Below are 25,869 nucleotides of genomic sequence, written 5' to 3' on the forward strand. Positions count from 1 at the left end.
TCGGCTAGCATAGGCCTGGCATCCAATTTCTCGCGCAATGGGAGTGTGAATCCATGCAATTTTCAACGATGTTTATAATGAATTTGGGGATGCTGATTGCCGTTGCCTATGTGGCGAACGTGATTTATAAATATGGCTTGAGTCGTACGTCTACGCGGTTCAAATATGTCAGCTCAGTGTTGCTGGTGGTATTTGGCGGATGGGTCAGTTCTTGCTTTGGCTTTAATTTCAATGAAACGGTTATTTTCGATCTGCGTTTTGTTCCGCTCATTATCGCAGCATTGGTGTATCCCCGTTCCTACACGCTGATTATTATTGGGGTAGCAATCGGTCTTACGAGATTTACTTTCGGCCTGAATATGGCGGCGTGGGTCGGTTTTCTGAATATGAGCATTTTGGGCATATTATGCGCCGGTTTGAACTACTGGATGCGCCGCTCCACTTGGCGCTTGATTATTAAGGCATCTGTAACCATTTTAGCGGTTAATATTGTAAATACGTTAAATATTGCCTTCCTGGGCGTCATTCCCTGGCGTTATTATGTAGCAGAGGTCGTTCCTCTTACACTGCCTATCGGCGTTATTCTCAGCTTTTTATTTGCACTGATATTACGTGATTTTCAGATGGAGCAGCAGCGAAACTATCAGATTCAGCAGGCGAATGAGTTGTTGTCAGAGCAGCGTGATCAGCTGCAAAAGGCAAAGATTATTTTAGAGGAACGCGCCAAGCAGCTGATGATGGCTTCCCAGTATAAATCGGATTTTATGGCAACGATGTCGCATGAGTTACGTACACCTCTTAACAGCATCATTAACCTGGCACAGATTATCAATGAGCAGGGAAAAGAGCTGGATGAGGACGAGCTATACCAGTACAGTGATCTAATTTATGCCTCGGGCCATGATTTGCTCCAACTGATTAATGACATTCTGGACTTATCCAAGGTCGAGGCCGGGCACATGGAAATCGTAAGTGAGCCAGTCAGTGTGCGTGAGATTGCGCAGGGGATGATGATGCATTTTGAAGTCACAGCGAAGGATAAAAACCTGGAATTCAGCTTGAACGTGCATGAACATGTACCGGATGAAATCCGATCCGATTCCAAACGAGTACAGCAAATTTTACGTAATCTATTGTCCAATGCCTTTAAGTTTACTCATGAAGGGCGTGTATTGCTGGAAATCAGCACACAGCATCTGGATCGAAAGGGTCAGGAGGGAGATTGGGTTGTATTTGCTGTAAAAGATACAGGCATCGGTATATCCAAGCTTCAGCAGCATGTTATTTTTGAGGCATTCCAGCAGGCGAACGGTTCGATTAATCGTAAATATGGTGGAACCGGACTGGGGTTGTCCATCAGCCGTGATTTTTCCCGCTTGTTAGGCGGATTTATCCGTCTGGAGAGTGAAGAAGGCAAGGGAAGTACTTTTTCCCTGTACCTGCCTATGTGTCCGTCCGACAGCAAGGAGGCGGACGAACAGCCGTTTAAACTAACCTGATCGCAATCATGGGACAAGGAGCGTTAGGAGGTATATCATGGAACGTAAAGCGGTCGTTGTGGGTGGCACAGGGCTTGTCGGGGGTTATGTTGTACGGGAGCTACTGGTGCAAAAAGAATACACCCGCGTCATGGTTTTGGGCAGGCGTCCATTGGACATCAAGCATCCCAAGCTAGAGCAGGCGCTCATCGACTGGGAACAACCACAGAAGTCGGCCTTCGCCCTCGAAGGGGTGGATGATGTGTTTTGCTGCCTTGGGACAACGATGAAAAAGGCTGGCTCTAAGGAGCAGTTTCGACAGGTGGATCTGGACTATCCGGTTCTGACAGCCCAGTTGGGCAAAGAGGCTGGAGCAGTACAGATGCTTGCGATCTCTGCGATGGGCGCTGATCCGGATTCACGTGTGTTTTATAACCGTACCAAGGGTGAGGCTGAAGAGGCGCTTGCCGCGATTGGATTGCCTGCACTGCATTTGTTCCGTCCGTCGCTCATTTTGGGAGCGAGATCTGAACGACGATTTGGCGAAGCCGCTGCCACGATTGTCATGAAAGCGCTAGATGGCCTAATGACGGGCAGGTTCGCTTCCTATCGTGCCATTCCCGCTTCGTTCATCGCACGAGCTATGGTACGAATTGCTCTCGCGCAGGCGAGCGGTGTACATATTTATCCGAATGACATCATTCGGGTCATCGGTGCAGAACTAACCTCCGATGATGAGGAGCCTGGTACAGGAACAACTCCTGATGACAATGTCTAAAACCACGCTTAAGATTTAGAAATGATAATAACGCCGCTGTTGCCCGATCATTCGGACAGCAGCGGCGTTATTCGTGTTTTATGGGTGGTTTGTATTTTGCGGCACATCGATCGTAATTTCTAATTCATCGATGTAATGGCGTGTCCAGTTACCTTTAGCATCGAGTAGGGCGCTACCTCCTGATTGGGTTGGCAAGATATATGGCTTGAAAATGATCTTCTGGGGAGTGTCCACAAAAGGAGTAAACAGTGTGATCATTTTGCTGTCACGTTCTTTGGTATGGGGAACTCCAGAACCGCTCAGCAATTGAAGTTCTCTTCCCTGCTCGTCGAATACAGCATAATCGAGTATCTCCAATTCCTTTTTGGTGTACTGATTCGTGTGTCCATTCTTCATGTTATTGTACTCTCGTTCCACGGTGTACTCATCCGGCATATGTGCAATATCAGTCAGCATTTTGAACGATGTTGTAATCTTGGTCGTGATAGGGGTCATTTCTAACTTTTCTACCGTAAATGCAAGATAAGGATTAGATTTGCTCATTTGCGGCTGAAGTATCTTGTTATTTATTTTAGTTTTGTGAACCGTGGTTTGTATGCGGAACGGCTCGAATACACCTTTTAACTTTGCATATACCTCTAGCTCAAACTGATCTGGTAAGGCGGCTTTACCACTGGCAGGGTCACGCATATACGCAATCAGCATAGAATTATTGTCTTTGCCCGGACGACCATACATGAGATTAAAGGCGCTACTGTTGCTGTCGACCGACGTCCCATTGATGAACAGGTCTATTTTCTCCACCATATCCTCTTCCTGCCCTTGCGTATTGGTAGTGGGATACAGGGGTTCATGTTGTGAATCCCCACCGCTCTTTTCCAACGCCACGACCAAGCGTGTCCCATCAAATATGATTTGAGGTACCTTCAATGTAATACCGTCATGGGTAACGCTAAGATTCGATGAAGTGGCCAACCCTTTCTGGTCAGCGGTTTGCAGCCCAAGATCCCCGGCTAGCTTGAACACGCTATCGACAAGGGGGACCTGTTTCAATGATTCCGCCATTGTAGGCGAAACATAGGCGCTGCCAATGATCATAACGCCAATGAGCGCTGCAGAAGCAGCGGTAATTGCAGTTCTCCGAAGAAACCTTTTAACGGGTCGATGAGAGGATGAACGGTCGGGTAGCAGGTCAGAATCTGATTCCATTTGTGCATAAAATGCGTCTAGGCGTTGCCTTACCAAATCAGGGATGTCTGCCATATCTGCTTCCAAGTTTTCTTTCTCCAATTGTAATTTATCATCCAGCTTTTGTTCCTGATTCTCATACTCTGAAGGATTCATTGAAAGGTCACCTTCCTTTCTCCGCGATTTTGTAGCAGATCCATTAATGTTCTGCGAGCACGGTGCAATCGTGTTTTGACGGCACCCTCTGATAGGTCCAGTAGCTCTGAGATTTCCCTGATCGGCATATCACGCAAATAGTGCAGGGAAATCACGGTTCGCATGGATTCCTCCAAGTGGTCGATGGCCTCGCGCAGCTCGATTTTTTCGTATCCGCCCGAGGTGGACGGTTCCTTTATAAATTCCGCGACGGGTACAACCCGTTTTTGCTTGCGGATCATGAGATGGCATTCATTAATGAGAATACGAAGCAGCCATGTTTTAAAATAGCGAGGTTCACGCAGCTCACCCAGAGACTTGTATGCTTTGAGCATCGCTTCTTGTATTGCGTCCGCGCAATCCTCATTGCTGCGAAGAATGGAACGCGCCATGCCATACATATCGGATTCCATCTGTTTCATCAAGGCGACGAACGCCTTGCGATCCCCGTGCCTTGCTTGGTATACGTTTGTTTCGAGATTCAAAGGATGGTGCTCCTTTCCCGTCTATACTAGCTATGATCAATGTAATTGTACCTGTATTTGAATTTGTACAATCTATTGTGTAGCAGGTTACAAGAATTAGATGATACATGGGCGCTAAAGGTTACAGCGGAAATAAAATTATGTAGCACCATCGCAGTAAGGTATCTTTAGAGAAACCTAACGTGTCAAACCGTCGCACGGAATAGTGGCTTTGGACTTCACATGCTATAATACGGTGAACCAGTATCAGGAAGGAGAATCCAACCCCTATGAAAAAAACAATTGCTACTGAAAAAGCCCCCGGCGCGATCGGGCCCTATAGCCAAGCGGTAGAGGCAGGCGGGTTTATTTACACCTCAGGACAGCTTGGGCTGAATCCGGCAACAGGTGAGTTCGGCAAGGATGTACAGGAGCAGGCTCGCCTGTCCTTGAGCAATGTACAGGCCATTCTGGAAGCGGCAGGCAGCAACATGAACCAGGTTGTGAAAGCGACTGTATTCCTGAAGGACATGAACGATTTTGTCAGTGTCAATGAGGTGTACAGTTCCTTCTTCGAGCAACCATACCCAGCACGGAGTGCGGTGGAGGTAGCTCGTCTGCCTAAGGACGCACTGGTGGAGATTGAAGTCATTGCATTGAAGGGCGAATAAGTTACCAGGGTTCGTTCATAAAATAAATAGTTTGCATGGAACCGGGGGTCACTACTATAGTGGCATCCGGTTGTTTTGAATGTAATGAGTGCTGTTCGGAGTGTCCAATACATAGGCTCTGAACAAGGGATTGAAAGAAAACTGATCTCTGGATTAGAAGATGTGTGTTATTTTAGTGTCGCAACCGGGAAATTACGCAGATATTTTGACTGGAATAATGTTAAGGACCCTTTTAAAGTGCTTAAGGGAATTTCTCAAGCATACCGGATTATAAAGAAAGAAAAACCGAATATTATTTTTTCAAAAGGCGGGTTTGTTTCCGTTCCTGTGGTATTGGCTGGGTGGTTGAACAGAGTCCCCGTCATCATCCACGAATCCGATCTTACCCCTGGATTAGCGAATAAAATTTCCAGCATGTTTGCTACCGAAATTTGTACTACTTTTCCTGAAACAGCTGAATATTTTCGCTCAAAGAATACCCGATATATTGGTGCTGTTGTGAGAGATGAGCTAAAAGAGGGGAAGGCGGCCAAAGGGTTAGCCTACTGCGGTTTTACTCGAAATAAGCCCATCATGCTCATCATGGGTGGGAGTTTAGGCTCCAAGAAGATCAATGAGCTGGTTTGGCTGAATTTAGAGGCTTTGCTCGCTCAATTTCAAATCGTGCATATTTGTGGTAAGAACCAAGTGAATGATTCTATTCGTACGAATGGTTATCAGCAATTTGAATACATAAACGATGAACTGGCGGATGTAATGGCGATGGCAGATATGGTTGTTTCCAGGGCAGGTTCAAATTCCATTTTTGAATTCTTGACGTTGCGTAAGCCTATGCTGTTGATACCTCTTTCAAAGGCAGTCAGCAGGGGGGATCAGATTCTAAATGCAAAATCATTTAAAGCACAAGGCTTGTGTGAATTTTTAGAAGAAGAAGAGCTGGAATCTGAACGCTTTGTCGATATGATTCTTCGTTTGTATGAAAAAAGGTCGGATTACATTCACAATATGGAGAAAATTAATACGGATCAATCGACAAGCAAGCTTTTAGATTTGATTAAAGTCTATGCCTGATTATATTTTAGAAAAAACAAAGCAAGCGAGCTTGGGCTAAAATGATTCAGACCCATGCTCGCTTGTGCTTGTTGCTAGGAGATGATATTCGTTTCCTTTAATCCCGGTCTCGATTACGGGCAAAGAATAGCCATAGCGCGTACACCAGGATGATTGCCGACAAGACCCATGCAGCCAGCCGTACATTTTCATTGTTTGGATGCTCGATGGCGATGGCGACATAGGCCCATACAAATACAAGTGGGTAGATGCTGTCACGATAAGGAAAGCTGACCAAGATGGCCAATACGGTGCCAATAAACAGGATGATGATCGCCCATAGCGTATCGCTGAGACCCCAGCCACTCCATTCATTCTTTTCCAATGCTACTGCAATGTTGATGATGGTAGCCACAGATACCCAACCGAGATTCAGACTGAAAGGAAGCTTGACGAACCACATTTCTCCGCGAGTTGGCTGCGGTGTACGAGTACGTGTATATACGACGAATAGGGAGAGCAAGTATAAAATAATGACGATCACGCACAGTTCTACGTATACATACTGCCATAGGAAAATCCAGATGATGTTGAAGAGACAGCTCAAAATAAAGAAAATACCGATAGATTGAACGCTTGTCTTGGCTTGCCCTGTTGATGTAGCTTGGTACACGGCAAAACAGGCGAGTAGCACGTAGATGACCGACCAGATGGAAAAAGCGTAACCTGCTGGCGTAATTAAGGTAGGATACATGTTGGATACAGCAGCGGTGCTTCTTCCGCCAATAGGAAGTGTAGAAGCCAAAATATTAACGAGAACGACAGCGATGAATGCAATAATATTCCACCATTTATACGGATGGCTTCGTGACATAGGAATAACTCCTCCTCAACGAATGATATTCAAAATGACCGACTGGTCACTATCTTCTACTATGAATATACCCACTTTGCTTTCAAATATGTCCGAACGGGGAAAAGTTTCTTGATCCCAATAAAATCATAAAAAGTAGTATGTATATGCATTCATATGTAGTACAATGGTAAAAATTTTAAGCACTATATAAGCTGAAGGAAGAGTTCACGTGGCGTGCCAACTATGCAGCCAGAAGATGCTTCCGATGTGCATTTTCTTAAATCAGCTTATATAGAAGTAAGGGGATCAGTAGAATGAGAGGATTAGAGAAAGTAGGAAAATTTGTAGGTGGGACCTTTTCCATCTGGGTGCTTTTATTTGCATGTTTGGGATTTTTCTTTCCTACGGCGTTTACAGGGTTGAAAGGATACATACAGTTATTTCTGGGCATTGTCATGTTCGGGATGGGGCTGACTTTATCTGCGGCCGACTTTCGTGAAGTGTTCCGGCGTCCAGTGGATGTGGCTATAGGAGTGGTAGGGCACTATCTGATCATGCCGTTTCTCGCCTTTGTATTGGCATTAGTATTGCAGCTTCCACCGGATATTGCGGTGGGTGTCATTTTGGTCGGCTGTTGTCCAAGTGGAACTGCATCCAACGTAATGACGCTCTTATCCAAAGGTGACGTGGCGCTTGGCGTATCGATCGCTTCAGTGTCGACGCTGATTGCTCCACTGGCAACCCCAGCGATGATTAGTCTGCTTGCTGGACGCTGGATGAATATTGATGCGAAGTCGCTGATCATGGATATCCTCATCGTGGTTATTGTCCCTATTGTGCTGGGTGTAATCGTCAAATCGCTATTCCGCAGACAAGCGGAAGCCAGTGTCAAGGCGCTGCCGCTCATTTCAACCATGGCGATTGTACTTATCGTGGCTATTGTGGTTGCAGGCAGCAAAGGCAAAATTTTGGAGACAGGTCCGATTATTTTTGCTGTGGTTATTTTGCATAACGGTATCGGCTTTCTGCTCGGATATTGGTTTGCCAAGCTATTCGGCATGGATCTTTCCAAGCGTAAAGCCGTTACGCTGGAAACAGGAATGCAGAATTCCGGGCTGGGCGCTGCGCTGGCAGCGGCCCATTTTAATCCGATTGCTGCTGTACCGAGTGCGATTTTTAGCGTGTGGCATAATATTTCCGGCTCGTTGCTCGCGACCTGGTTTTCCCGCCGGGAGGAGAAAGATAGCATAGCCGGAAGCAAATAAGCGACTGTCAATAGCTGATGTAAAGTGGCTAAATTTCGGACTTTTCGGACAGTTTAAGGGAGGTCAAAAAGGTTGGATTTGACTTTATAGGGGCGGATCATTATACTGTGGTTATTATAACCACTGTATTTAAGTAAGCAACAGCAAAGAGGCTTCGTCATGGAAGGAAAATGACATTGAATTCGTATTCGTTTCATGCTCAATAGCCCTATATGATCTGATCTGACTTAAACTGAAGGAGAGAGAACGAATGAACCCGAAATATAATCCTTTATTTGAAGCTTATACCCTGCCATCCGGTGTTACATTGAAGAACCGCATTACGATGGCTCCTATGACTAACTTTGCTTCCCACGAAAATGGCGAAGTCAGTGACCAGGAACTGGCATACTACCGTGAACGCTCCGGTGGTGTGGGCGCGGTTATTACCGCTTGTGTGTATGTAACTCCAGATGGCAAAGGATTTGTTAATGAGTTTGGTGCGGACAAGGATGAAATGATTCCTAGCCTGCGTCGTCTGGCGGATACGATTCATCAGGAGGGCGCGAAAGCGATTCTGCAAATTTATCATGGTGGCCGCCTGTGCCCACCGGATCAGATTCCAGACGGACAACCGATCAGTGCAAGCGCAGTAGCTGAGGAAAAAGAAGGCGCACCTGTGCCGCGTGAAATGACATCTGACGATATCCACCGCGTCATCCGCGCCTATGGCGAAGCAACTCGCCGCGCGATTGAAGCAGGCTATGATGGTGTAGAGCTTCACGGAGCGAACGGTTACCTGGTGCAGCAATTCTTCTCTCCGCATTCCAACATTCGTACCGATGAATGGGGAGGAAGTCTTGAGAAACGCTTGACCTTTCCGCTGGCAATTGTTCACGAAGTGAAGAAAGTAATCACAGAGCATGCGAAGCGTCCATTTATCTTCGGATACCGCTTGTCTCCTGAGGAAGGACACACGCCAGGCATCACGCTGGATGATACGATGGTGCTTGTAGACCGTCTGGCGGATGAAGGGCTGGATTACCTTCACATTTCCGTAAATCATTTCTTCGGCGGTTCGTTCCGCGACCGTAGTGACGAACGTTCACGTACGGTTCTGATTCATGAGAAGGTTGGGAACCGTGTACCAGTCATGGGAGTGGGTTCCCTGAATACACCAGACGAGGCGCTTGCAGCACTGGAGACAGGTGTACCGCTTGTTTCACTGGGACGTCCGTTGCTGATGGAGCCGCAATGGGTTCAGAAAGTGCAGAACGGCACAGAGGATACCATTCGCACGACATTGTCCAAGCAAGCCCAGCAGGAGCTGGTCATTCCTGACTACTTGTGGGGTGCGCTGACGACTATACCTGGCTGGATGCCTGTTACGGACTAAATTTTGAATAATAATACCCTAGGCTGCTTTTATGCGCCTGGGGTATTTTCTTGTCTCGTGACTGTGAATTACAATTACGTAGGAATAACACAGAGAGAAGGTAATGATAATGTTCCATGAAACGAATAGTGTGATTTCGATGAAGTCCACCCATCCAGGTCTACAGATTCGGCTTTTACAAGTAAAGGATGCAGAACGTTTATTAGAAATTAGACGCCAACATTTTGAGTTTTTCAAACCATTCGAGCCAGAACGACCTGAACATTACTTTACCCTGGAAGAACAGGTGCGTCTGATTTCCAACGGCTTGGAAGCTGCACAAGCTGGACAGGGATATACGTTTGGACTTTTTTTATCGAAAAATGATAAGCTGATCGGCAGAATGGAGCTGTCTGGTGTCGCTAGAGGTCCCTTCCAAAATGCCAATCTGGGCTACTTCGTAGATCCTGCATATCATGGACAAGGCTATGCTACCTCCGCAGTGAAGGATATTGTCCGCTACGCCCTGAATGAGTTGGAATTACACCGTATTCAAGCTGGAGTCATGCCAAGAAATTCGCCTTCCCATCGAGTGATGGAAAAGGCGGGATTTCGCCGCGAGGGGCTGGCTCTCAACTATTTGAAGATTAATGGTGTGTGGGAAGATCATGTGTTATATGCGATAACGGCTGAGGATTTGCAGAATGACGCCTTCTGAATTCGCCAGGCGTAACTCCCTCAAGTTTTTTGAACACCTTGCCAAAGTATTTCTCATCCTGATATCCGACCATACCGGCAATATGGTGAAGGCGCAGCTTGTCATTCAGCAGTAACAGCTTTGCCTTGCTCATCCGGATCTGGCACAAATAATCGGACAGATTAACCCCGTACTCCTGCTTGAATTTACGAGAAATGTATTCCCGGCTGAGGTAAAAGCGGCTCGCTATATCCTGTAGGGAAATATCCTCGTCATAGTGAGCATCCAGATAGCGGGCAATATCACGGATCGTCGGGTTGTTTGGGCTATGGCTTGGCGTAAGTGCCTGACCGGCTGCCAGCAATCGATTTTCGATCTGTTTTTTCCATAAAGGTAGGGAAAGCACCCCACGGTTGTCGACTGGCAGGGCAGGTATGGAGTTGGACTCATCTGTCAGCTCCTCGCCTTCGGCATCTCCAGGTCTGTCATTCAGCCAGCGAGCCAGCATCCAATCCAGCTCTTGATTCCAGCCAGCGAGCTGCTCTGCTGTAACCGAAGGCAGCACGGCTACGGCTGCCACCCAGTCGCCTACCGCTGTAGATACGCGACTGGCATTACAGCTGAGCGCACTAAGCCGTAGTTCCTCTTCCATTTCAGACAACTGGGGAAGACGAACGGTCTGCCGGGCCGGAGAACTCTCATGTATCCAGTCGGTGGCCTGCAACATATCCCGTTTCCAGAGCGCTTGCCGTGCTTCTTGGTAGGCTGTGGCTGCCCCCATCGGAAAGGTTCCGAAAGAACCAACCCCGATGTGCATATAGCAGCGCAGCGCCGTTCTAATCCCTGCGTGAATCTCCTGCAAGAGCACTGGCCAACGAGCCGGCTCGGCCCAATACAGCAGAATAATTTCGTCCGTACGCTCCAGATGACGGAATGCAATTCCGGTTTGAGAAGTACCCAGAAATTCGTTGCAAATGTTAATGAGGGAAAAGCCTAGAAGCGCGCGGCGCGTTTTATATTTGTCCAGTATATCGGCATCCAGTTGAGTGGTACTCATCACTGCTGCATTACAGATCTGAATAGCTGTGGGAAGACGCAGCTCCTCACGTAAGGGAGTGATGGATAGCGCCGTACCGGAAATGAGTTCGGTCAGGAGTTTATCAGCATAGTGCGGCCTCATCCGGTTGACCTCCATAGCCTGCATGGTCTGCCTGTTCCGGTCTTGCTCCGCTGTCCGCCAAGCTTGAGTGGCTTTACTGAGCGCCTCATTGATCTCTACCGGATCTACGGGCTTAAGGATATAGTCCATGCCTCCCCGGCGAATGGCCTGCCGAACCAATTCAAAATCATCATAGCCGCTGACCACCACGACTCTGGTAGCTGGAGAATTGGCTTGAATCCACTCCATCAAGGCTACTCCATCTTTACCAGGCATTCGCATATCTGTGAGTACCACAGGCGGGGAAAGTGCGGTAATAACCTCAATCGCCTGGTCGCCCGATTCAGCCTCAATCACCTCGCTCACACCGTAAGCTTCCCAATGTACAAGCATCCGAATGGCGTGACGTACATGCCTTTCATCATCCACAATTAGGACCTTCATTGACAGATCACTCTCCCTTAAAATGAATTTCTGTATGGGGCTCGGTGCGAATTTCAAGTGTGAAACGAACGCCATGAGGCAGAATATTGTCTACACACAGGGTATTAGAACCATCATCCGAGTGAAGCTGGATACGTAATAGAACATTACGAAGACCAATAGAGTTTTGCTCATCAGTGTCTGATTCTTCATGGGCTTTCAGCGGACGTTGCAGCATATGCTGAAGCTGCTCCAACTCGGTTGGTGGAATCGAAGCGCCGTTATTTTCTACTTCAATCCTCACAATGCCTTCCCGGATTCGGCAGGCTGTAATACGAATCTTACCGGTTCCCAGCCGGGGATCGGCACCGTGTTTAAAGTAGTTTTCCACCAACGGCTGGAGAATCATTTTAGGCACCCGATCATTCAGAACTTGATCATCCCATTGATAGGTGACTTCTAATTGCTCACCGAAGCGTTCCTTTTGCAAATCAAGATATTGTTTTACATGTTCAGCCTCTTCCTTGAGTGTAACAACCGTATGGTTCCGCATGTTATAGCGGAGCATTTTGGCAAGGGAAGAGAGCAGCGAATAGATTCGCGGCACCTCATGCTGTAGAGCCAGTGTTCCAATAGACTGTAGCGTATTATATAAAAAATGAGGATTAATCTGTGCCTGAAGCGCTTTCAATTGGTGTGTCTTGTTTGCCAGTTCCAGCTTGTATTCCTGCAAAATGAGGTTGTTGATGGTATCCATCATCTGTCTAAAACGACGCGAGAGCACTCCAATCTCATCGTTGCTCATGGCTCGGATGTCTACATCCAGCTGACCAGACTGAATCTGGTTTATGTAGCGAGTCAGCCGCTTAATCGGTTCCGTAATTTTTATTGAAATCCATAACGTGGCGACAATAACGAGCAGCAATGCTGCGCCTGTAATGACCGCATTGATCTGGGTCAGTTGGGTAGCTCGCATATAAAGCGTCCGATGAGGGATTTTCTTGACGAGTGTCCAGCCTGACAGGTTGGCATCCAGTTTGCCATATACGTGCAGTGCTGTATCATCTTCAATTACACCGTGCTCGTCTTCTTTAGAAATTCGCTTGAGTAGGCCAGATTCCTTCCAGTGTGTTCCAATGGATGATTCTTTTCCACTATAGATGATCGTTCCGTTCCGATCAATTAAAAACAGCTCCTCTGTATCTGCATCATACAATTGACGGCAAATACTGCGCAGTGCCTCCAGATCAACGTCTATAGCCAGTACCCCAAGCGTTTCTGAAGACGGAATGTTCCGAATCGCCCGGTGGAGTGTAAATACCTGCCGCTCTGTGCTGTGCTCCGCATAGGAAACCGCCGAAAAGCCGTACAAATGCTTTATATGCGAGGGTTGTATGAACAGTCCGGAAGGGCCGTAATGGATAGAACCGGTAAAGGGCTCCAGCCGGAACTCCCGTAAAGGAACCGTGCTGGTAATCAGCGTAGATTGCCCAGCCTCAAACGAATGCAAGTACACCTGGTCAATACCTGAGGAAGCATTCATCATCGTTTGCAGCGTGGTGTAAATCTCGGCAACGGCCCGGTAATCATCTGGAATTTTAGCCAGGTTGCGCAGAAAATGAGGGTCATTATAGACTCCGATCGATGCGCGATTTAATCCCTGTAAATAGTTATCCAGATTCGTAATTCCCTGAAAAATAAGCCGCTCATTTTCTTGGGTGGCCTGCTCCCGTAAGGATTGCTTGGTGAGGATGAAGGTCATGGTCATTGAAAGCAGCAACGGAATGGTGACCGCAATGAGTAGAAACCAGATTAGGCGAGAACGAATGCTATGAAATTTCATGCAGGTAAGCTCCTTTCACAATTCAAGGCAGGCCTGAGGTCAATATTTTCCCCCTTAATGGTTCACGATCTTGCGTGTTCTCCAGAGCACTAATTCGACATAATGAACATGTGAATCGCATATCCATACGGATTCAACGTCCACACTGCTTGCAAGGATGCCGTAGAGGAGCGTTCCAGACACCAAAGAGAACAAAGGGGGGATCGGTTTGAATCGCGCCAAGTCGTCGCAATGGCTCCAGCAATGGATTTTTGTAGGGCCATCGACGTTATTTTTCGTTATCATTATTGTAATCCCTTTCATGCTAGGAATGTACTATTCTTTTACAGAGTGGAATGGGGTAGCCAATCAGGCAAAGTGGGTCGGGCTGGATAATTTCAGTCACATTTTATTAAATGACGACAAATTCGGGACAGCGTTCTGGTTTACCGTCCGTTTTACGGTGATTGGAGTGGTGGCAGCCAATATCTTTGGTTTTCTGCTGGCGTATTTTCTAACCAAGCCGCTAAAAACAAAAAATGTGCTTCGAACTATTTTTTTCATGCCTAATGTGATCGGCGGTCTGTTGCTCGGTTTTATCTGGCAGTTTATTTTCGTCAAGGGATTTGCAGCGATCGGCGAGAGTACGGGGTTATCCTTCTTCAACCTGTCCTGGCTGGGAGATGAGATTACGGCCTTCTGGGGCATTGTGATCGTGTTTATCTGGCAAACAGCCGGATATTTAATGGTGATTTATATCTCTTCCCTGACCAATGTGCCCCGGGATATGCTGGAGGCAGCGGAGATTGACGGAGCGAGCCGGATGCAAATCTTGCGGTCGATTATACTGCCTTTGATCATGCCCGCCATTACGGTATGTCTCTTCCTGGCGATATCATGGTCGTTTAAAATGTTCGATCTCAACCTGTCATTGACGAAGGGTGGTCCTTTTGGTTCAACGGAGTCAGTGGCGCTCAATATATACAATGAAGCGTTTGTCAATAATCGTTATGGGTTGGGAACGGCTAAAGCACTTATTTTCTTTATCATTGTTGCTATCGTTACGAGCCTTCAGGTACGCCTGACAAAAAGCCGGGAGGTGGAATCGTAGATGGAAACAAACAATCGCTACCGCGTTGGAACCTGGGCGACTGAGTTGGTGATGATCCTCGTCGCATTGGTATTCCTCGTCCCGTTTTACTTTTTGTTCGTGAATTCGGTCAAAAGCTTTGGTGACCTGCTCACGGATTCTGCGGCCTGGCCACAAACATTTGTATGGAGCAACTATGCTAGAGCTTGGAGCATTACGCGTTTTCCTGAAGCGTTATGGAACTCATTCGTGGTTACGGTGGTCAGCAATCTGCTGCTCGTACTGATCAGCTCAATGGCTGCTTATCGAATGGTTCGGCATCCAACACGTTACAATCGGGTGCTGTTCAGCCTGTTCGTGGCCGCGATGGTCATTCCTTTTCAATCGGTGATGATCCCTTTGGTCAAGGTTGTAAGTACGCTGGATTTAATGAACAGTATTAGTGGTCTGGTAATCTGTTATCTGGGATTTGGGGCTCCTATGTCCATCTTTCTCTTTCACGGATTCGTCAAAGGTGTGCCAGTCGAGGTGGAAGAAGCAGCTACAGTAGACGGTTGCACGCCTTACGGGGTGTTTTTCCGGATTGTATATCCGTTGATGCTGCCCATGATGGTAACAGTTATTATTTTGAATACACTCTGGATTTGGAATGACTATCTACTGCCTTCTCTCGTGCTGCAAAAGGCTGAATTGCGCACCATTCCGATTGCAACCTATGCCTTTTTCGGACAATATACGAAGCAGTGGGATTTGGCATTACCTGCTCTGGTGCTGGGTATCTTGCCGGTCATCGCGTTCTTTCTGGCCATGCAAAAATATATTATACAAGGGATTATGGCAGGTTCGGTTAAAGGTTGAGTGTTGATTATGGTGCTATGAAACCTAGAATAGAAAGGAACATAAATATGAAAACGCATACTGTTAAAAAGAAAGCCCAAGCACTGATTTTGCTTTTTGCAGCTTTTGCTCTGGTTTTGGCGGGATGTAACAGCAGTGGGGGGCAAAATGCAAGCAATGAGGAAGTTAAGGAGAAAACCATTCACATTTTTCAGTTTAAAGTAGAGATTGCAGAAGCACTAAATCGCATGAAGGGGGAGTATGAAGCGACTCACCCGGGGATTAAGCTCGACATTCAGACCGTAGGTGGGGGTAGTGACTATGGGGCGGCGTTGAAGGCCAAGTTTGCTTCTGGTGAACAGCCGGATATTTTTAATGTCGGCGGATATCGTGAGCTGGATACGTGGATGGAATATTTGGAGGACCTATCCGACCAACCTTGGGTTGGTGATGTGGTCGATGTCGCCAAAGAACCGATGACCAAGGATGGCAAGCTGTACGGTCAGCCAATGAATCTGGAAGGATACGGCTTTATTTATAACAAGGATTTGTTCAAAAAGGCTGGAATCACCGAGCCTCCTAAAACGCTGTCTGAGCTGGAGGCTGCTGCGCAAAAGCTGCAAGCCGCAGGGATTACACCTTTCTCCAATGGATACCAGGAGTTTTGGGTGCTGGGCAATCATTTGCTGAACGTGGCATTTGCTAATCAGCCAGACCCGTCGGGCTTCGTCAAAGGACTGAATGATGGCACAGCCAAAATTCCGGGCAATGCTGTATTCGCCGAGTGGATCAAGCTGCTCGATCTGACGCTCAAGTATGGCAATTCGAAGCCGCTCACGACTGATTACAATACGCAGGTAACGAACTTTGCCACTGGCAAGGCTGCCATGATGCAGCAAGGGAACTGGACTCAGGTCCAAATTGACGGAATTAATCCGAAGCTGAATCTGGGTATTCTGCCTATGCCGATTGGTGAAGATGCAACAGCCGGAGATAAGCTGTTTGTAGGTGTCGCCAATAACTGGGTGGTTAATAAAAATTCGTCTGTCAAAGCTGAGGCCAAAGAGTTCTTAAATTGGATGGTGACATCCGAGCAAGGGAAAAAGTATATCACCAAGGAATTTAAGTTCATTCCAGCGTTCAAGAGCATCAAAGGAGAAGAGGCCGATATGGGCCAACTGGGTGCCGAAGTGGTGAAATACAGTCAGGAAAATAAACTGCTGGGCTGGTTCTTTAGCCGTTATCCTGAAGGAGCGCAGCAAGAATTCGGAAGTCAGATGCAAGCTTATGTGGCAGGTAAATCGGATGCTGGGAAGCTGTTCGAGGATTTCCAGAGAACATGGGATAATTTGAAGACCAAATAATTAAATAAAATACGCAGAAGAGCCTTCGTATGTCAGGGAGATTGCATGATCCTGAACATCCGAAGGCTTTTTTGTTAACATAATTATACATTATAATAAAGCAGTACAATATCCCCGCGGCGTTCTATTTCTTGGAGTTCAAATGTACTTGGCAGTGTTCCTTCTGGAAATAACGGTATTCCTTGTCCAAGCACTTTAGGAATGATCGCAATGATCGCCTTTTCCAGCAGTCCAGCCTGCATGAAGGCCTGAACTAACTGACCTCCACCTACTAGCCATACCAAACCTTCCGATTGTTTTTGCAGACGCGGAACTAGCTCAGACAGATCCTCGTCCGTAAATGTAACATGCGGTGCTTGCTCATGCTTCGCTAATGACCGGGTGAGTATATAACAAGGCTTGCCAGCATAGGGGAAATCATCGGAAAGCTTCAATACCTCTTCATACGTCAGCCTGCCCATCAGTACCGTACCTACAGTGTCGTAAAAGTCGGCATATCCATTGTCGCCACCATCCCCTTTGACATCAAACAGCCAGTCTACCGAGCCATCCGGCAGTGCAATATACCCGTCAAGACTCACGGCAATATACAATACGACTTTGTTGGATTTTATAGCATCCATGGTTCATCACTCCTTTCTATCACCTATGTTACAATCTATTTATGACATACTTTGTCGTAGTAAAATAATCGTTTAAACTTTATTTTTATTAGAGGAGTACCTGATGAACGAACGCAGAATCGCACTTATGAGGATACTGGATTCCCGAAAAAAATATACGGCACGTGAGCTGGCCGAGCGGTTTGGTGTCTCCGTCAGGACGATTCAAAGAGATCTCGACTATTTGCAGCAGACCGGGTTACCCCTGTATACCGAAACCGGACCTCATGGCGGCTATCGGGCACTTCCCAATCGACTTCTTCCTCCCCTTCATCTTGCTCGTGATGAGGCTTTTGGTCTTTTTCTCATGCTGCAGCTGCTGGAAAATATCCCGGACATCCCCTTCGGGTCGGTGCGGGAGCATTTATCCGAGCACTATTATGCCGAGCTTCCTCAGGATGTGCGGGATAGCATTGATCAATTCAAGGACTATATCGCTTTTCGGATGATGCCGACTCACGCAGAGTCACCCTACACCTCGCTCATTTTGGAGGCTGCGTTGAATAAACGCCGGGTGAACATGCTTTACCGCTCCGCTTCTGGGGACAAGTGGACGAAAGTATATCCGGTGGGGCTCTATTTTGATCACGGATATTGGTACATGCCTGCGCAAAGCAGAGATCGGATCATTTTGTACCGCTCAGACAGAGTGATGACAATGTCCATACTGGAAGACACCTTATCCGGCCTTCCCACCCTTAAGGAATGGTTGACTGCGGAGGATTCGCGTACGGGAATTCCGTCCAAAATAAAATTTACACCATTAGGTGCTCGGCTGGCGGAATCAGACCCCCTCTTCCAAAATGTTTCTCATGAGAAATCGCGGGGTCAGGAATGGTACGGACATATCCCGGTCGAAGAGTTTAAATATGTATCCAGACTTCTGTTAAAATACGGGCCGGAGGCCGAGGTTATATATCCGAAAGAGCTGCGTATGCAAGTCAAACGGCTGCTGCAAGACAGCCTGAATCCTTATCTGAAGGATGATGAGGCCGATCAGGAAGGATAAGTCTCTTAATTGTTAATTACATGAATATTTAAGGTTATTAACGTATGACTTTCCAATTATTTTTGTGATAAAGTTTTGAAAAGAGCCCGTTTTCGTATATGATGAAGAGTAATAATTCAAAAGGCTGGACGGGAGACAGATATGAATCAACCGCTTTATGGAATATGGCTCGGAGATGTGTTTTTTTGCTTTTCTGGTGAGACGTCGGAACCACGTATTGATGCGTGGAGCAGTGTGATCCGCAGGCTGACGCTGAAGGGAGACCTTCGGCCGTTTCGGCAGGCTGCGTTGCGTCTTGCCGAGGTGCGGATACCTAACAATGCTCGCGTGGAAACCGCGGGCAGAGGTGGCAAAAGACGTTCCATGCTGGGGCGTACGCTGGAGGGTCTGGCACTGGAACCTCGCGAGACGATGGCTCTGCTGACTCGCATGGACGAGAAGGGCTGTGCGGCTTCGGGCATTACGCTTGGCGAGGAAATGCAATATTGGCAAAAGGCTGCTTATTTTGCGCTAGAGCTGATGCAGCGGGGCGAAATCGTGCCATCACTTACAGAGGCGCGTCCCTCTGGACCGCGACGACGCGGTCCGGATGCGGCGGTAGGGGTGTGGATTCCTCGGCTTCGCGAAGAGGAGGACATCCGCCGCTTTCATGAGCTGGCAGCTGCGATGCCGGCTGTTTGTATGGCAGCTCCGGCCGTTTTTGCGGGCAAGGAGCCAGAAACACGTGAGGATGCAGCTGGAATGGTGCTGTATTCCTTCTTGTGTGCGGTCGTTCATGCAGAAACGACCGCGGTGCTGGCTGCGTCAGATCGTGAGCTGGGACGATATCGGGCAGATTATCGGCGCGGAGGATCACCGCTGGCGGAGCTGTGGTGGAACAGTCTGTTGACGGGTTCGCGTCAGGTTGCGATTCAGGGAACGCCTGCTGAGATGGAGGAGCTGGTTCTTCAGGCGTCCTCTCTTGAGGGAAGCACGATGCCTGTCACCGAACGGGAAGCCAAGGAACCCATTGAAGGGCAATTGCGTCTGTGCCTTCGTTTGGAGCCTTCTTTGGAAGAGAGTATCCAGGAATGGCGCATTACCTTTTGGGCAGAAAGCGATGCAGAGCCCGGATTACGACTGCCTGCTCTGGCATTGTGGGCATATCCTGAACGTGATCTGGTTCGCGGTGAAATTGTGTACCGTCAAGTGCAGGCGCAACTGCTGACGAGACTCGGACAGGCGGCTGAAGCGGCACCTATATTGCAGGAAGCATTAAACCGCCCTTATCCCGAGGGGTTGACCCTGGAGCCTGAGATGTTCTTCCGCTTCCTGACGGAAGCCGTACCTTCTTTACAAAAGAACGGTATTACTGTGCAAATGCCTTCACGCTGGAGCCGGGAGGGGCGAAGACGTGCAGGCTTGCGGCTTAAAATGCGCTCGACAGAGCAGGGGGCCAAGCCAGATGGTGTGATCGCCGATACATCGTCTGTTGGCATTAACCGCATGATTTCGTTTGATGCCGAGGCTGTGCTGGGGGATACGGCCTTGACGATGGAGGAACTGGAAAGCATCGTCGCGGCCAATTTGCCATACGTACGTCTCGGAGGGGAATGGATCGAGGTAGACCCCAAGGAAATTCGTCAGGTGCTGCGCTTTATCAAGCGTGGAGAAAACGGTGAAATGAGCTTGTCCGAATGGATGCATTTGGCTGCGGAAAATGAAAGTGCAGGCGAGGCCTCATGGAAGGGCTTGTCTATCTTTGGCGCGGAATCCGCCGGATTGCTTGCGTCGTTGGCTGAGGGAGGGGTACTCCGTTCCGTAGAGCCGCGTCCTGTGCCGAAGACGCTGCATGGTGCACTACGGCCGTATCAAGAGCGGGGTTTTCAATGGCTGGCTGCGATGCGCGGATTGGGCTTTGGTGTCTGCCTGGCGGACGACATGGGGCTGGGTAAAACGATTCAGGTTATTACCTGTCTGCTCGATGGTGGCATCGGAGCAGAGGATCAGCGTCCGGCGTTAATCATCTGTCCGACGTCCTTGCTTGGCAACTGGCAGCGGGAATTGAAGCGCTTTTCACCGGATTTGTCGCTTTATATTCACCATGGCAACCAGCGACTCCACGGGGAGCAGTTTCAGGAAAATGTACGCGAGTATGATATCGTCCTCACTACCTATCATTTGGCGGGCCGGGACGGCAGCGATTTATCTGCGGTCTACTGGTCTTCCATCGTGTTGGATGAGGCGCAATATATAAAAAATGCACGCACTAAGCAGGCACAAAGCGTCATGAAGTTGTCCGCACCACATCGGATTGCCATGACAGGTACTCCGGTAGAGAATCGCTTGAGCGAACTGTGGTCTATTTTCCAATTCCTGAATCCAGGGTATCTTGGTACAGCGTCTTCATTCCGCCAGCGGTACAGTCTGGCAGGAGAGGAACGGGGGTCCGCGTTGCGTGAGCTTCATCGTCTCGTCTCCCCGTTCATGCTGCGTCGGCTCAAAAGTGATCCGGATATCCGCAAGGATTTGCCAGAGAAGCTGGAGTTGAAGTCCTATTGCGTACTGACACCAGAGCAGGCCGGATTATACCGCGGTGTGGTGGATCAATTGTTGGGAACACTGGATGGACAAGTCGGTATGGCCCGCAAAGGGCTTGTCCTGTCGTCGCTGACCAAGTTGAAGCAAATCTGTGACCATCCGGGTTTAATTATTCCAGGCCGTGCTGACAGCAGTAAAGCCGAAAACTCGGGCAAAATGGAGCGACTGCTGGAATTGGTAGAAACCATTCGCGAGAACGATGAATCGGCGCTGATTTTCACCCAATATGTGTCGATGGGAGAACTACTGGTTTCCCGTTTGGCCAAAATTTTGGGAGAAGAGCCATATTTCCTGCATGGGGGACTGGCGAAAACCAGACGGGACGAAATGGTTCACAACTTCCAGCAGGGAAAAGGACCGAATATATTCGTACTTTCCTTGCGTGCAGGTGGCGTGGGTCTGAACCTGACGCGTGCCAGCCATGTCATTCACTATGATCGCTGGTGGAATCCTGCGGTGGAAAATCAGGCGACAGACCGGGTATTCCGTATTGGTCAAAGTCGCAATGTACAAGTGCACAAGTTGATTTGTCAGGGGACACTGGAGGAAAGAATCGATGAGCTGATCGAGAGCAAAAAGGCACTGTCCGAACAGGTTGTCGGCTCGGGTGAACATTGGCTCACCGAAATGTCTGATGATGAACTGCGTGGTCTGATTGCGTTGCAAAATGATGTATGGATCGAGTGAGCAGAGAAAGGATGAAGGCGATGACGAGACCGCGAGTGAAGCTGGACGTAACTGACGGTCGATGGATCGTGGGATTTGACGGAAATGGGCCGGAAGGTGAATCGACGGGTGTACCTTCCGCACAACCCGTCCAATGGACTGGCCCAGTGCCTGTACTGAACCTGGAAGAGCGAGGGGCATGGCTGGAGCAGCTAAAAGCGGAGCCTTTGGACATCTACCGTCTCCTGAAAGGAGAAGCCTGCCTGTCGCTGGATGAAATTGTTCAACTCGCAGCTGAGACCGCCGTTTCCAGCAGAGAGAATGGAGTGGGTGCAGTCGAAGACGTGAAGGAAGCTCTTCAGGCTGGACTGAAAAACGAGCCCCAACACTGTCCGGCGTTGATCGGAATGACGCCGGAAGAGCTGCTGGAGTACGTGTTTAGTGCTTGGGCTGGAGAGTTATCCCATGTGCAGAGAACCTCCCCCGCGCTTGAGCCTACCTCACGCGCGGAGGGCGGACGCAGCGGATCGGCAGCAATTAGCGAATGGATTGCAGAATCCGCAGCTGAAGGAGCATTGCATCGTCCCGGAGCAGGCTTTCATGCCATTGAAATCCATCTGCCACAGAAACTTGCTTTCAAGAAGGAAACTGATATTACGTCTTTGCTGCCGAGGTTACCCCGTGCTGAAGAAGCATTGAAACTCATACGTGAACGGGTAGCCGAGCGAGCTCGGGCTGCAATCCCGCAAAAACGTCATAATCCGTAACAATTCGGGGATATGCTTCCTTTTTCGAGACTGTTCACCTTCATTGGATAGGATAACAGCTTCGAAGTGTGTCCAAAGTTCAGTTACAATGGGGAAACGGAAAAGTTACTGCAAGTCATGTATCAATTGCAATATTGGAGGAGATACCAGCATGAAACGACATATACAACAGATGCGCACATCTCAGCGATGGACTAAAGCGCTTATTCCGGGGCTGATCCTGCCGGGTCTATTGCTAGCAGCGTGCCAGCAAGGAGGATCAGGTGGACAGGAAAGTGAGCCATTAAAATCGTCTACAGCGGTACAGGAGAATGTACAGCCTTCCACCCAGCCGGATGCGGGGAATGGCAGCGCTAGCGCTGGACAAGCCACCGCGGGTACTGGAAGCGGACAAGCTGACCCTGTAATGGCGTTGCGGAGCCAGAGTGCGCTGCAAGCTACGGTTAAGGAAGAGGATGGAACAGCGGTTGTTACCAATGCGACTTCAGATACAGTCGTTGTGAACAAAAAGCGCAGCTTGCCTGTGGGCTATGTCCCGGATGATCTGGTGGAGCCGCAGGTGCCTTTTTCCTTCGAGGGACCGCATGAGAAGCGGCATTTGCGTAAGGAAGCGGCAGAGGCACTGGAGAAGCTGTTCGACGGTGCGAAAAAGGACGGCATTGAGCTGCGTGCGGTATCGGGATACCGTTCCTATAAGCGTCAGGTGTCTATTTTCAACAACAATGTAAAGACAAAGGGGCAGGAATATGCCTCTAAAGTCAGCGCCGTACCAGGTACGAGTGAGCATCAGACGGGATTGTCCATTGACGTATCCAGCCCCAGCGTAGGCAATGAGCTGGAGCAATCCTTCGGTGCTTCTAAGGAAGGTGAATGGCTGGAACAACATGCACCGGAATACGGATTTATTATTCGTTATATGAAGGGTAAAGAAGATGTGACCGGCTATGTGTACGAGCCTTGGCATATCCGTTATGTGGGAGTAGACATTGCAGAGGATGTAGCCAAGCAGGGGCTGACACTTGAGGAGTATTTCGACGAAAGCAATATCAAACTATAACCGCTACAACCAAGCCGTAATCCTGGGGATTGCGGCTTTTTGTCGTATTTTTCTTCCAAATTGAACCTTTTCAAGGTAGAATCTCGTATAGTGAACGACGACAGATGCTTGGATTTATAGTAAACCTCATGACAGAAGCGTACAGGAAGGGAAGGGAATCATCATTTATTATTCATTAACGTATCGCGAATGGTCAGAAGACACTCAAAAGGAACTGCGCAGCCTGACACGGGAATCCGTATCGGGAGATGAGCTGTTCCTGCGCAAGCTTGTAGACGCTACGCGTCTCCATGACAAACTGTGGGCGCATATCTCGAATGAAAGTGAGGAGCATACGGATCATTCCGTCTATGTAACCGAATTTACGGGGGAACGTGCGAAGCCTTACGGCGCGTCGATCACAGACCTCGTCCTGGCTAGTGAGGGAGGCTACAGCTCCACATTCAGCGCCTTGTACTGGGTATGGCATGAGCCTGCGTTCCGCAGTATGGATCAACGGGAAGGCTCGGTATTTACCTTGGAGCTGGCCCAACGGCTACTGGATCACTATACGGTTTTGGGTGGCAAAACATACGAATTTATATATTCAGTATTGGACCCTCAGCTGAAAAAGGTGCATTTGTTTGTGAAGGAGGTCGATCTGTGATGGAGTATTCTTGGGAAACCATGAAATCCAAGCCCGGCTCTCGTGCACGGATGGCGGCCTTTGCCCTGATGTTGGCTGTCCCAGCCGCTCTGACGGGTTGCGGTGACGATGAGTATTATGACTGCGACGAGCTCCCCGTATCGGAGCAAACGGCCTGTCGGGATTCAGGCAGCAGCGGGTATTATTATGGTGGATCGACCTATTATAGCGGAGGCTCCTCATATCATAGCAGCCGTTCATCTTCCAGTTCTTATCGCAAGAGCTCGTCTTCATCTTCCAGCTCACACAGTGGTTTTGGCAGCAGCGGCTCACACAGCGGCTTTTTTTCTGGGGGTTAAGATGAGCATACGTACGATTCGGCAATTGCCTTATGAACATGACGAGCTTTTTCAGGGTGAAATCAGCCGTATGATTCCGTACCATCGCATGTACGGCAAGTCCTATTGCGTGCCGGCCTTAACGGTGTATCGGGAAAGCGAGCTGGCAGAGCTTCAGGCTGCTTCTGAGGCGGTACATCGTATTTATCGCAAGGTTCAGCAATTCATCCAGCGCTATATGCCGGATGAATACCTGGTGGAGCGGTTGGGAATTCATCCAGGCTTGCTGCGTGCTGCACGTATGGAGGTCGCGCCGGATGGGATCACCCGACAGGACTGGATTGTGGGGGAAGCGGGGATCAAGTGCATTGAGAATAACACCGATACCCCAACCGGGATTCCCGAGGTGGCTTATCTCGAAGGAAAGCTGCTGGAGGTGCTGCATAGTGAGGGAATGTCAAGGGATGACATTGCTCTACATGGACCCTCATCTGGAATGGATGAGGCGATTCAGTCTGCCTTGACGGAGCTCATTCATTTTTATAGCCGTAAGGGTTTGGGGGCAAAGGTACACTTCACTTGCTATGATTGGCATGTTGAGGATCAGACGAATACCAAATATATTATGCGTTTATGTGAACAAGCCGGGTTTGAAGTGGTTTATGCGCCATTGGAAGAGCTGGAAATTATCCCGAACGAAGGATTGTATCACCGGGGAGAGCAGATTCACATCCTCTATCGCCTGTATCCGCTGGAATACCTGATTGATGATCGGGAAGAGGACACGGGGCTTGAGGTGGGGCAGGCGTTAATGGATATGGTGGCAGACGGGAAAATAGGACTAATTAATCCGCCGCAGCATATCATTACCCAGAGCAAAGGGTTCACCGCAACCGTATGGTCACTGTACGAGCGCAATGAGCAGACACCAGCGTTCTGCGGTTTTCGTTTATTTGACGACCGGGAGCTGGAGTTCATACGAACCTACCTGCTACCTACATACTTTGAGCCATCCGTGTTTCTGCAAAATCAAGAGCCTTATGTCGCCAAAGGTATATGGGGACGAGAGGGTAAAGGGACGCATTTGATTGAGCAGCCTGAACCCGAGGAGAGACTGGAAGGCGTCTTGGGAGTGGTTGAAAATGTGAAGGCTGACCAGCCTGATCTGCTTCATCAAGTTGATGCTCCACTAACGCCTGAACAGGAGGAAGCCGCACATATTGCCGCTTATTACGAGGGACAGCCTAAGATTTATCAGCGGCTGTGGCCCATGCAGAGCGCAGAGGTGCAGACCGAGGAAGGGCTATTTCACGGCTACGTGCTGACAGGCATATTCGTGATCGGGGGGCGTTTTGCGGGGGTCCTGCCGCGAATCGGTGAAAAGGTAACAGGGGATATGGCCTATTATTGCGCTGCCGCCGTTGCCAACGAACCTTCTAATCCACCCGCTGTATAAGCTGAATTGCACAATGTA

The 25,869-nt window shown here is 48.7% G+C and carries 23 protein-coding genes; 17 read left to right on the top strand and 6 right to left on the bottom strand.

Annotated elements, in window-relative coordinates; translation table 11 throughout:
- Window positions 1-53 precede the first annotated feature (53 nt).
- Entirely contained in the window at window positions 54-1,499 is a 1,446-nt protein-coding gene (locus ACUC6J_RS02825) for an ATP-binding protein (protein WP_249507134.1), read from the top strand.
- A 37-nt stretch (window positions 1,500-1,536) separates the two neighbouring features.
- On the top strand, window positions 1,537-2,256 hold the full coding sequence (locus ACUC6J_RS02830; protein ID WP_016819483.1) for an NAD(P)H-binding protein: 720 nt from the start codon (window positions 1,537-1,539) through the stop codon (window positions 2,254-2,256).
- 78 nt (window positions 2,257-2,334) lie between these two features.
- Here ACUC6J_RS02830 and ACUC6J_RS02835 read toward each other — a convergent pair whose 3' ends face one another.
- Together ACUC6J_RS02835 and ACUC6J_RS02840 are read right to left on the bottom strand one after the other, a co-directional pair.
- A complete protein-coding gene (locus ACUC6J_RS02835; RefSeq protein ID WP_447249717.1) occupies window positions 2,335-3,600 on the bottom strand; it encodes a DUF4179 domain-containing protein in 1,266 nt (421 codons plus the stop codon).
- Window positions 3,597-4,124: a sigma-70 family RNA polymerase sigma factor gene (locus ACUC6J_RS02840; protein WP_016819485.1), complete on the bottom strand. Its 528-nt coding sequence runs from the start codon at window positions 4,122-4,124 to the stop codon at window positions 3,597-3,599. The genes ACUC6J_RS02835 and ACUC6J_RS02840 overlap by 4 nt, the downstream gene beginning before the upstream one ends.
- Before the next feature lie 269 nt (window positions 4,125-4,393).
- Between ACUC6J_RS02840 and ACUC6J_RS02845 the strand changes: the two genes are divergently transcribed.
- Both ACUC6J_RS02845 and ACUC6J_RS02850 read left to right on the top strand, forming a co-directional pair.
- Window positions 4,394-4,774, top strand: coding sequence for a RidA family protein (locus ACUC6J_RS02845; protein WP_013308546.1), 381 nt, complete (start codon window positions 4,394-4,396; stop codon window positions 4,772-4,774).
- Window positions 4,775-4,858: 84 nt separating this feature from the next.
- A complete protein-coding gene (locus ACUC6J_RS02850; RefSeq protein WP_447249718.1) occupies window positions 4,859-5,845 on the top strand; it encodes an undecaprenyldiphospho-muramoylpentapeptide beta-N-acetylglucosaminyltransferase in 987 nt (328 codons plus the stop codon).
- Window positions 5,846-5,942: 97 nt separating this feature from the next.
- Here ACUC6J_RS02850 and ACUC6J_RS02855 read toward each other — a convergent pair whose 3' ends face one another.
- Window positions 5,943-6,698 carry a tryptophan-rich sensory protein gene (locus ACUC6J_RS02855; protein WP_277376308.1) on the bottom strand — a complete coding sequence of 252 codons (756 nt, stop codon included), beginning with the start codon at window positions 6,696-6,698 and terminating at the stop codon, window positions 5,943-5,945.
- 296 nt (window positions 6,699-6,994) lie between these two features.
- Here ACUC6J_RS02855 and ACUC6J_RS02860 point away from each other — a divergent pair, with 296 nt between their 5' ends.
- The 3 genes from ACUC6J_RS02860 to ACUC6J_RS02870 all read left to right on the top strand — a co-directional run bounded on the left by ACUC6J_RS02860 (window position 6,995) and on the right by ACUC6J_RS02870 (window position 10,017).
- Window positions 6,995-7,945, top strand: coding sequence for a bile acid:sodium symporter family protein (locus tag ACUC6J_RS02860; RefSeq protein WP_102998346.1), 951 nt, complete (start codon window positions 6,995-6,997; stop codon window positions 7,943-7,945).
- 250 nt (window positions 7,946-8,195) lie between these two features.
- On the top strand, window positions 8,196-9,320 hold the full coding sequence (locus ACUC6J_RS02865) for an NADH-dependent flavin oxidoreductase (protein WP_016819487.1): 1,125 nt from the start codon (window positions 8,196-8,198) through the stop codon (window positions 9,318-9,320).
- A 109-nt stretch (window positions 9,321-9,429) separates the two neighbouring features.
- Window positions 9,430-10,017, top strand: a complete 588-nt coding sequence (locus ACUC6J_RS02870) for a GNAT family N-acetyltransferase (protein WP_447249719.1) — start codon at window positions 9,430-9,432, stop codon at window positions 10,015-10,017.
- Here the strand turns inward: ACUC6J_RS02870 and ACUC6J_RS02875 are convergent.
- Window positions 9,947-11,599, bottom strand: a complete 1,653-nt coding sequence (locus ACUC6J_RS02875; protein ID WP_447249720.1) for a response regulator — start codon at window positions 11,597-11,599, stop codon at window positions 9,947-9,949. The genes ACUC6J_RS02870 and ACUC6J_RS02875 overlap by 71 nt on opposite strands.
- A 7-nt stretch (window positions 11,600-11,606) precedes the next feature.
- Window positions 11,607-13,421 (bottom strand): sensor histidine kinase, encoded by a 1,815-nt coding sequence (locus ACUC6J_RS02880; protein ID WP_447249721.1) that lies wholly within the window; start codon window positions 13,419-13,421, stop codon window positions 11,607-11,609.
- Window positions 13,422-13,629: 208 nt separating this feature from the next.
- On the opposite strand from ACUC6J_RS02880, the gene ACUC6J_RS02885 reads away from it, so the two are divergent.
- From ACUC6J_RS02885 to ACUC6J_RS02895, 3 genes are read left to right on the top strand one after another with little or no spacing between them, the layout of a single operon-like run.
- Window positions 13,630-14,511 carry a carbohydrate ABC transporter permease gene (locus tag ACUC6J_RS02885; RefSeq protein WP_025363899.1) on the top strand — a complete coding sequence of 294 codons (882 nt, stop codon included), beginning with the start codon at window positions 13,630-13,632 and terminating at the stop codon, window positions 14,509-14,511.
- A complete protein-coding gene (locus ACUC6J_RS02890) occupies window positions 14,512-15,348 on the top strand; it encodes a carbohydrate ABC transporter permease (protein WP_016819492.1) in 837 nt (278 codons plus the stop codon). It abuts the gene before it with no gap.
- A 47-nt stretch (window positions 15,349-15,395) separates the two neighbouring features.
- A complete protein-coding gene (locus tag ACUC6J_RS02895) occupies window positions 15,396-16,691 on the top strand; it encodes an ABC transporter substrate-binding protein (RefSeq protein ID WP_447249722.1) in 1,296 nt (431 codons plus the stop codon).
- A gap of 83 nt (window positions 16,692-16,774) precedes the next feature.
- On the opposite strand, the gene ACUC6J_RS02900 is transcribed toward ACUC6J_RS02895, so the two are convergent.
- Window positions 16,775-17,314, bottom strand: coding sequence for a dihydrofolate reductase family protein (locus ACUC6J_RS02900; RefSeq protein ID WP_025363900.1), 540 nt, complete (start codon window positions 17,312-17,314; stop codon window positions 16,775-16,777).
- A gap of 103 nt (window positions 17,315-17,417) precedes the next feature.
- Between ACUC6J_RS02900 and ACUC6J_RS02905 the strand changes: the two genes are divergently transcribed.
- The 7 genes from ACUC6J_RS02905 (at window position 17,418) to ACUC6J_RS02935 (ending at window position 25,851) form a co-directional block, all read left to right on the top strand.
- Complete coding sequence (locus ACUC6J_RS02905; RefSeq protein WP_039276688.1) at window positions 17,418-18,362, top strand: helix-turn-helix transcriptional regulator; 945 nt, start codon at window positions 17,418-17,420, stop codon at window positions 18,360-18,362.
- 141 nt (window positions 18,363-18,503) lie between these two features.
- Window positions 18,504-21,629, top strand: coding sequence for a DEAD/DEAH box helicase (locus tag ACUC6J_RS02910; RefSeq protein ID WP_447249723.1), 3,126 nt, complete (start codon window positions 18,504-18,506; stop codon window positions 21,627-21,629).
- Between the two features lie 20 nt (window positions 21,630-21,649).
- Window positions 21,650-22,375 carry a hypothetical protein gene (locus ACUC6J_RS02915; RefSeq protein WP_017428028.1) on the top strand — a complete coding sequence of 242 codons (726 nt, stop codon included), beginning with the start codon at window positions 21,650-21,652 and terminating at the stop codon, window positions 22,373-22,375.
- A 151-nt stretch (window positions 22,376-22,526) separates the two neighbouring features.
- Window positions 22,527-23,432, top strand: coding sequence for a M15 family metallopeptidase (locus ACUC6J_RS02920; RefSeq protein ID WP_107734792.1), 906 nt, complete (start codon window positions 22,527-22,529; stop codon window positions 23,430-23,432).
- Window positions 23,433-23,919: 487 nt separating this feature from the next.
- Window positions 23,920-24,078, top strand: a complete 159-nt coding sequence (locus ACUC6J_RS02925; protein ID WP_225164838.1) for a hypothetical protein — start codon at window positions 23,920-23,922, stop codon at window positions 24,076-24,078.
- Window positions 24,078-24,416 (top strand): hypothetical protein, encoded by a 339-nt coding sequence (locus ACUC6J_RS02930; RefSeq protein ID WP_430208697.1) that lies wholly within the window; start codon window positions 24,078-24,080, stop codon window positions 24,414-24,416. Before ACUC6J_RS02925 ends, ACUC6J_RS02930 begins: the two co-directional genes overlap by 1 nt.
- A 1-nt stretch (window position 24,417) precedes the next feature.
- Window positions 24,418-25,851 (top strand): glutathionylspermidine synthase family protein, encoded by a 1,434-nt coding sequence (locus ACUC6J_RS02935; RefSeq protein ID WP_447249724.1) that lies wholly within the window; start codon window positions 24,418-24,420, stop codon window positions 25,849-25,851.
- Window positions 25,852-25,869 lie beyond the last annotated feature (18 nt).

The organism is Paenibacillus sp. JJ1683 (assembly GCF_053006485.1).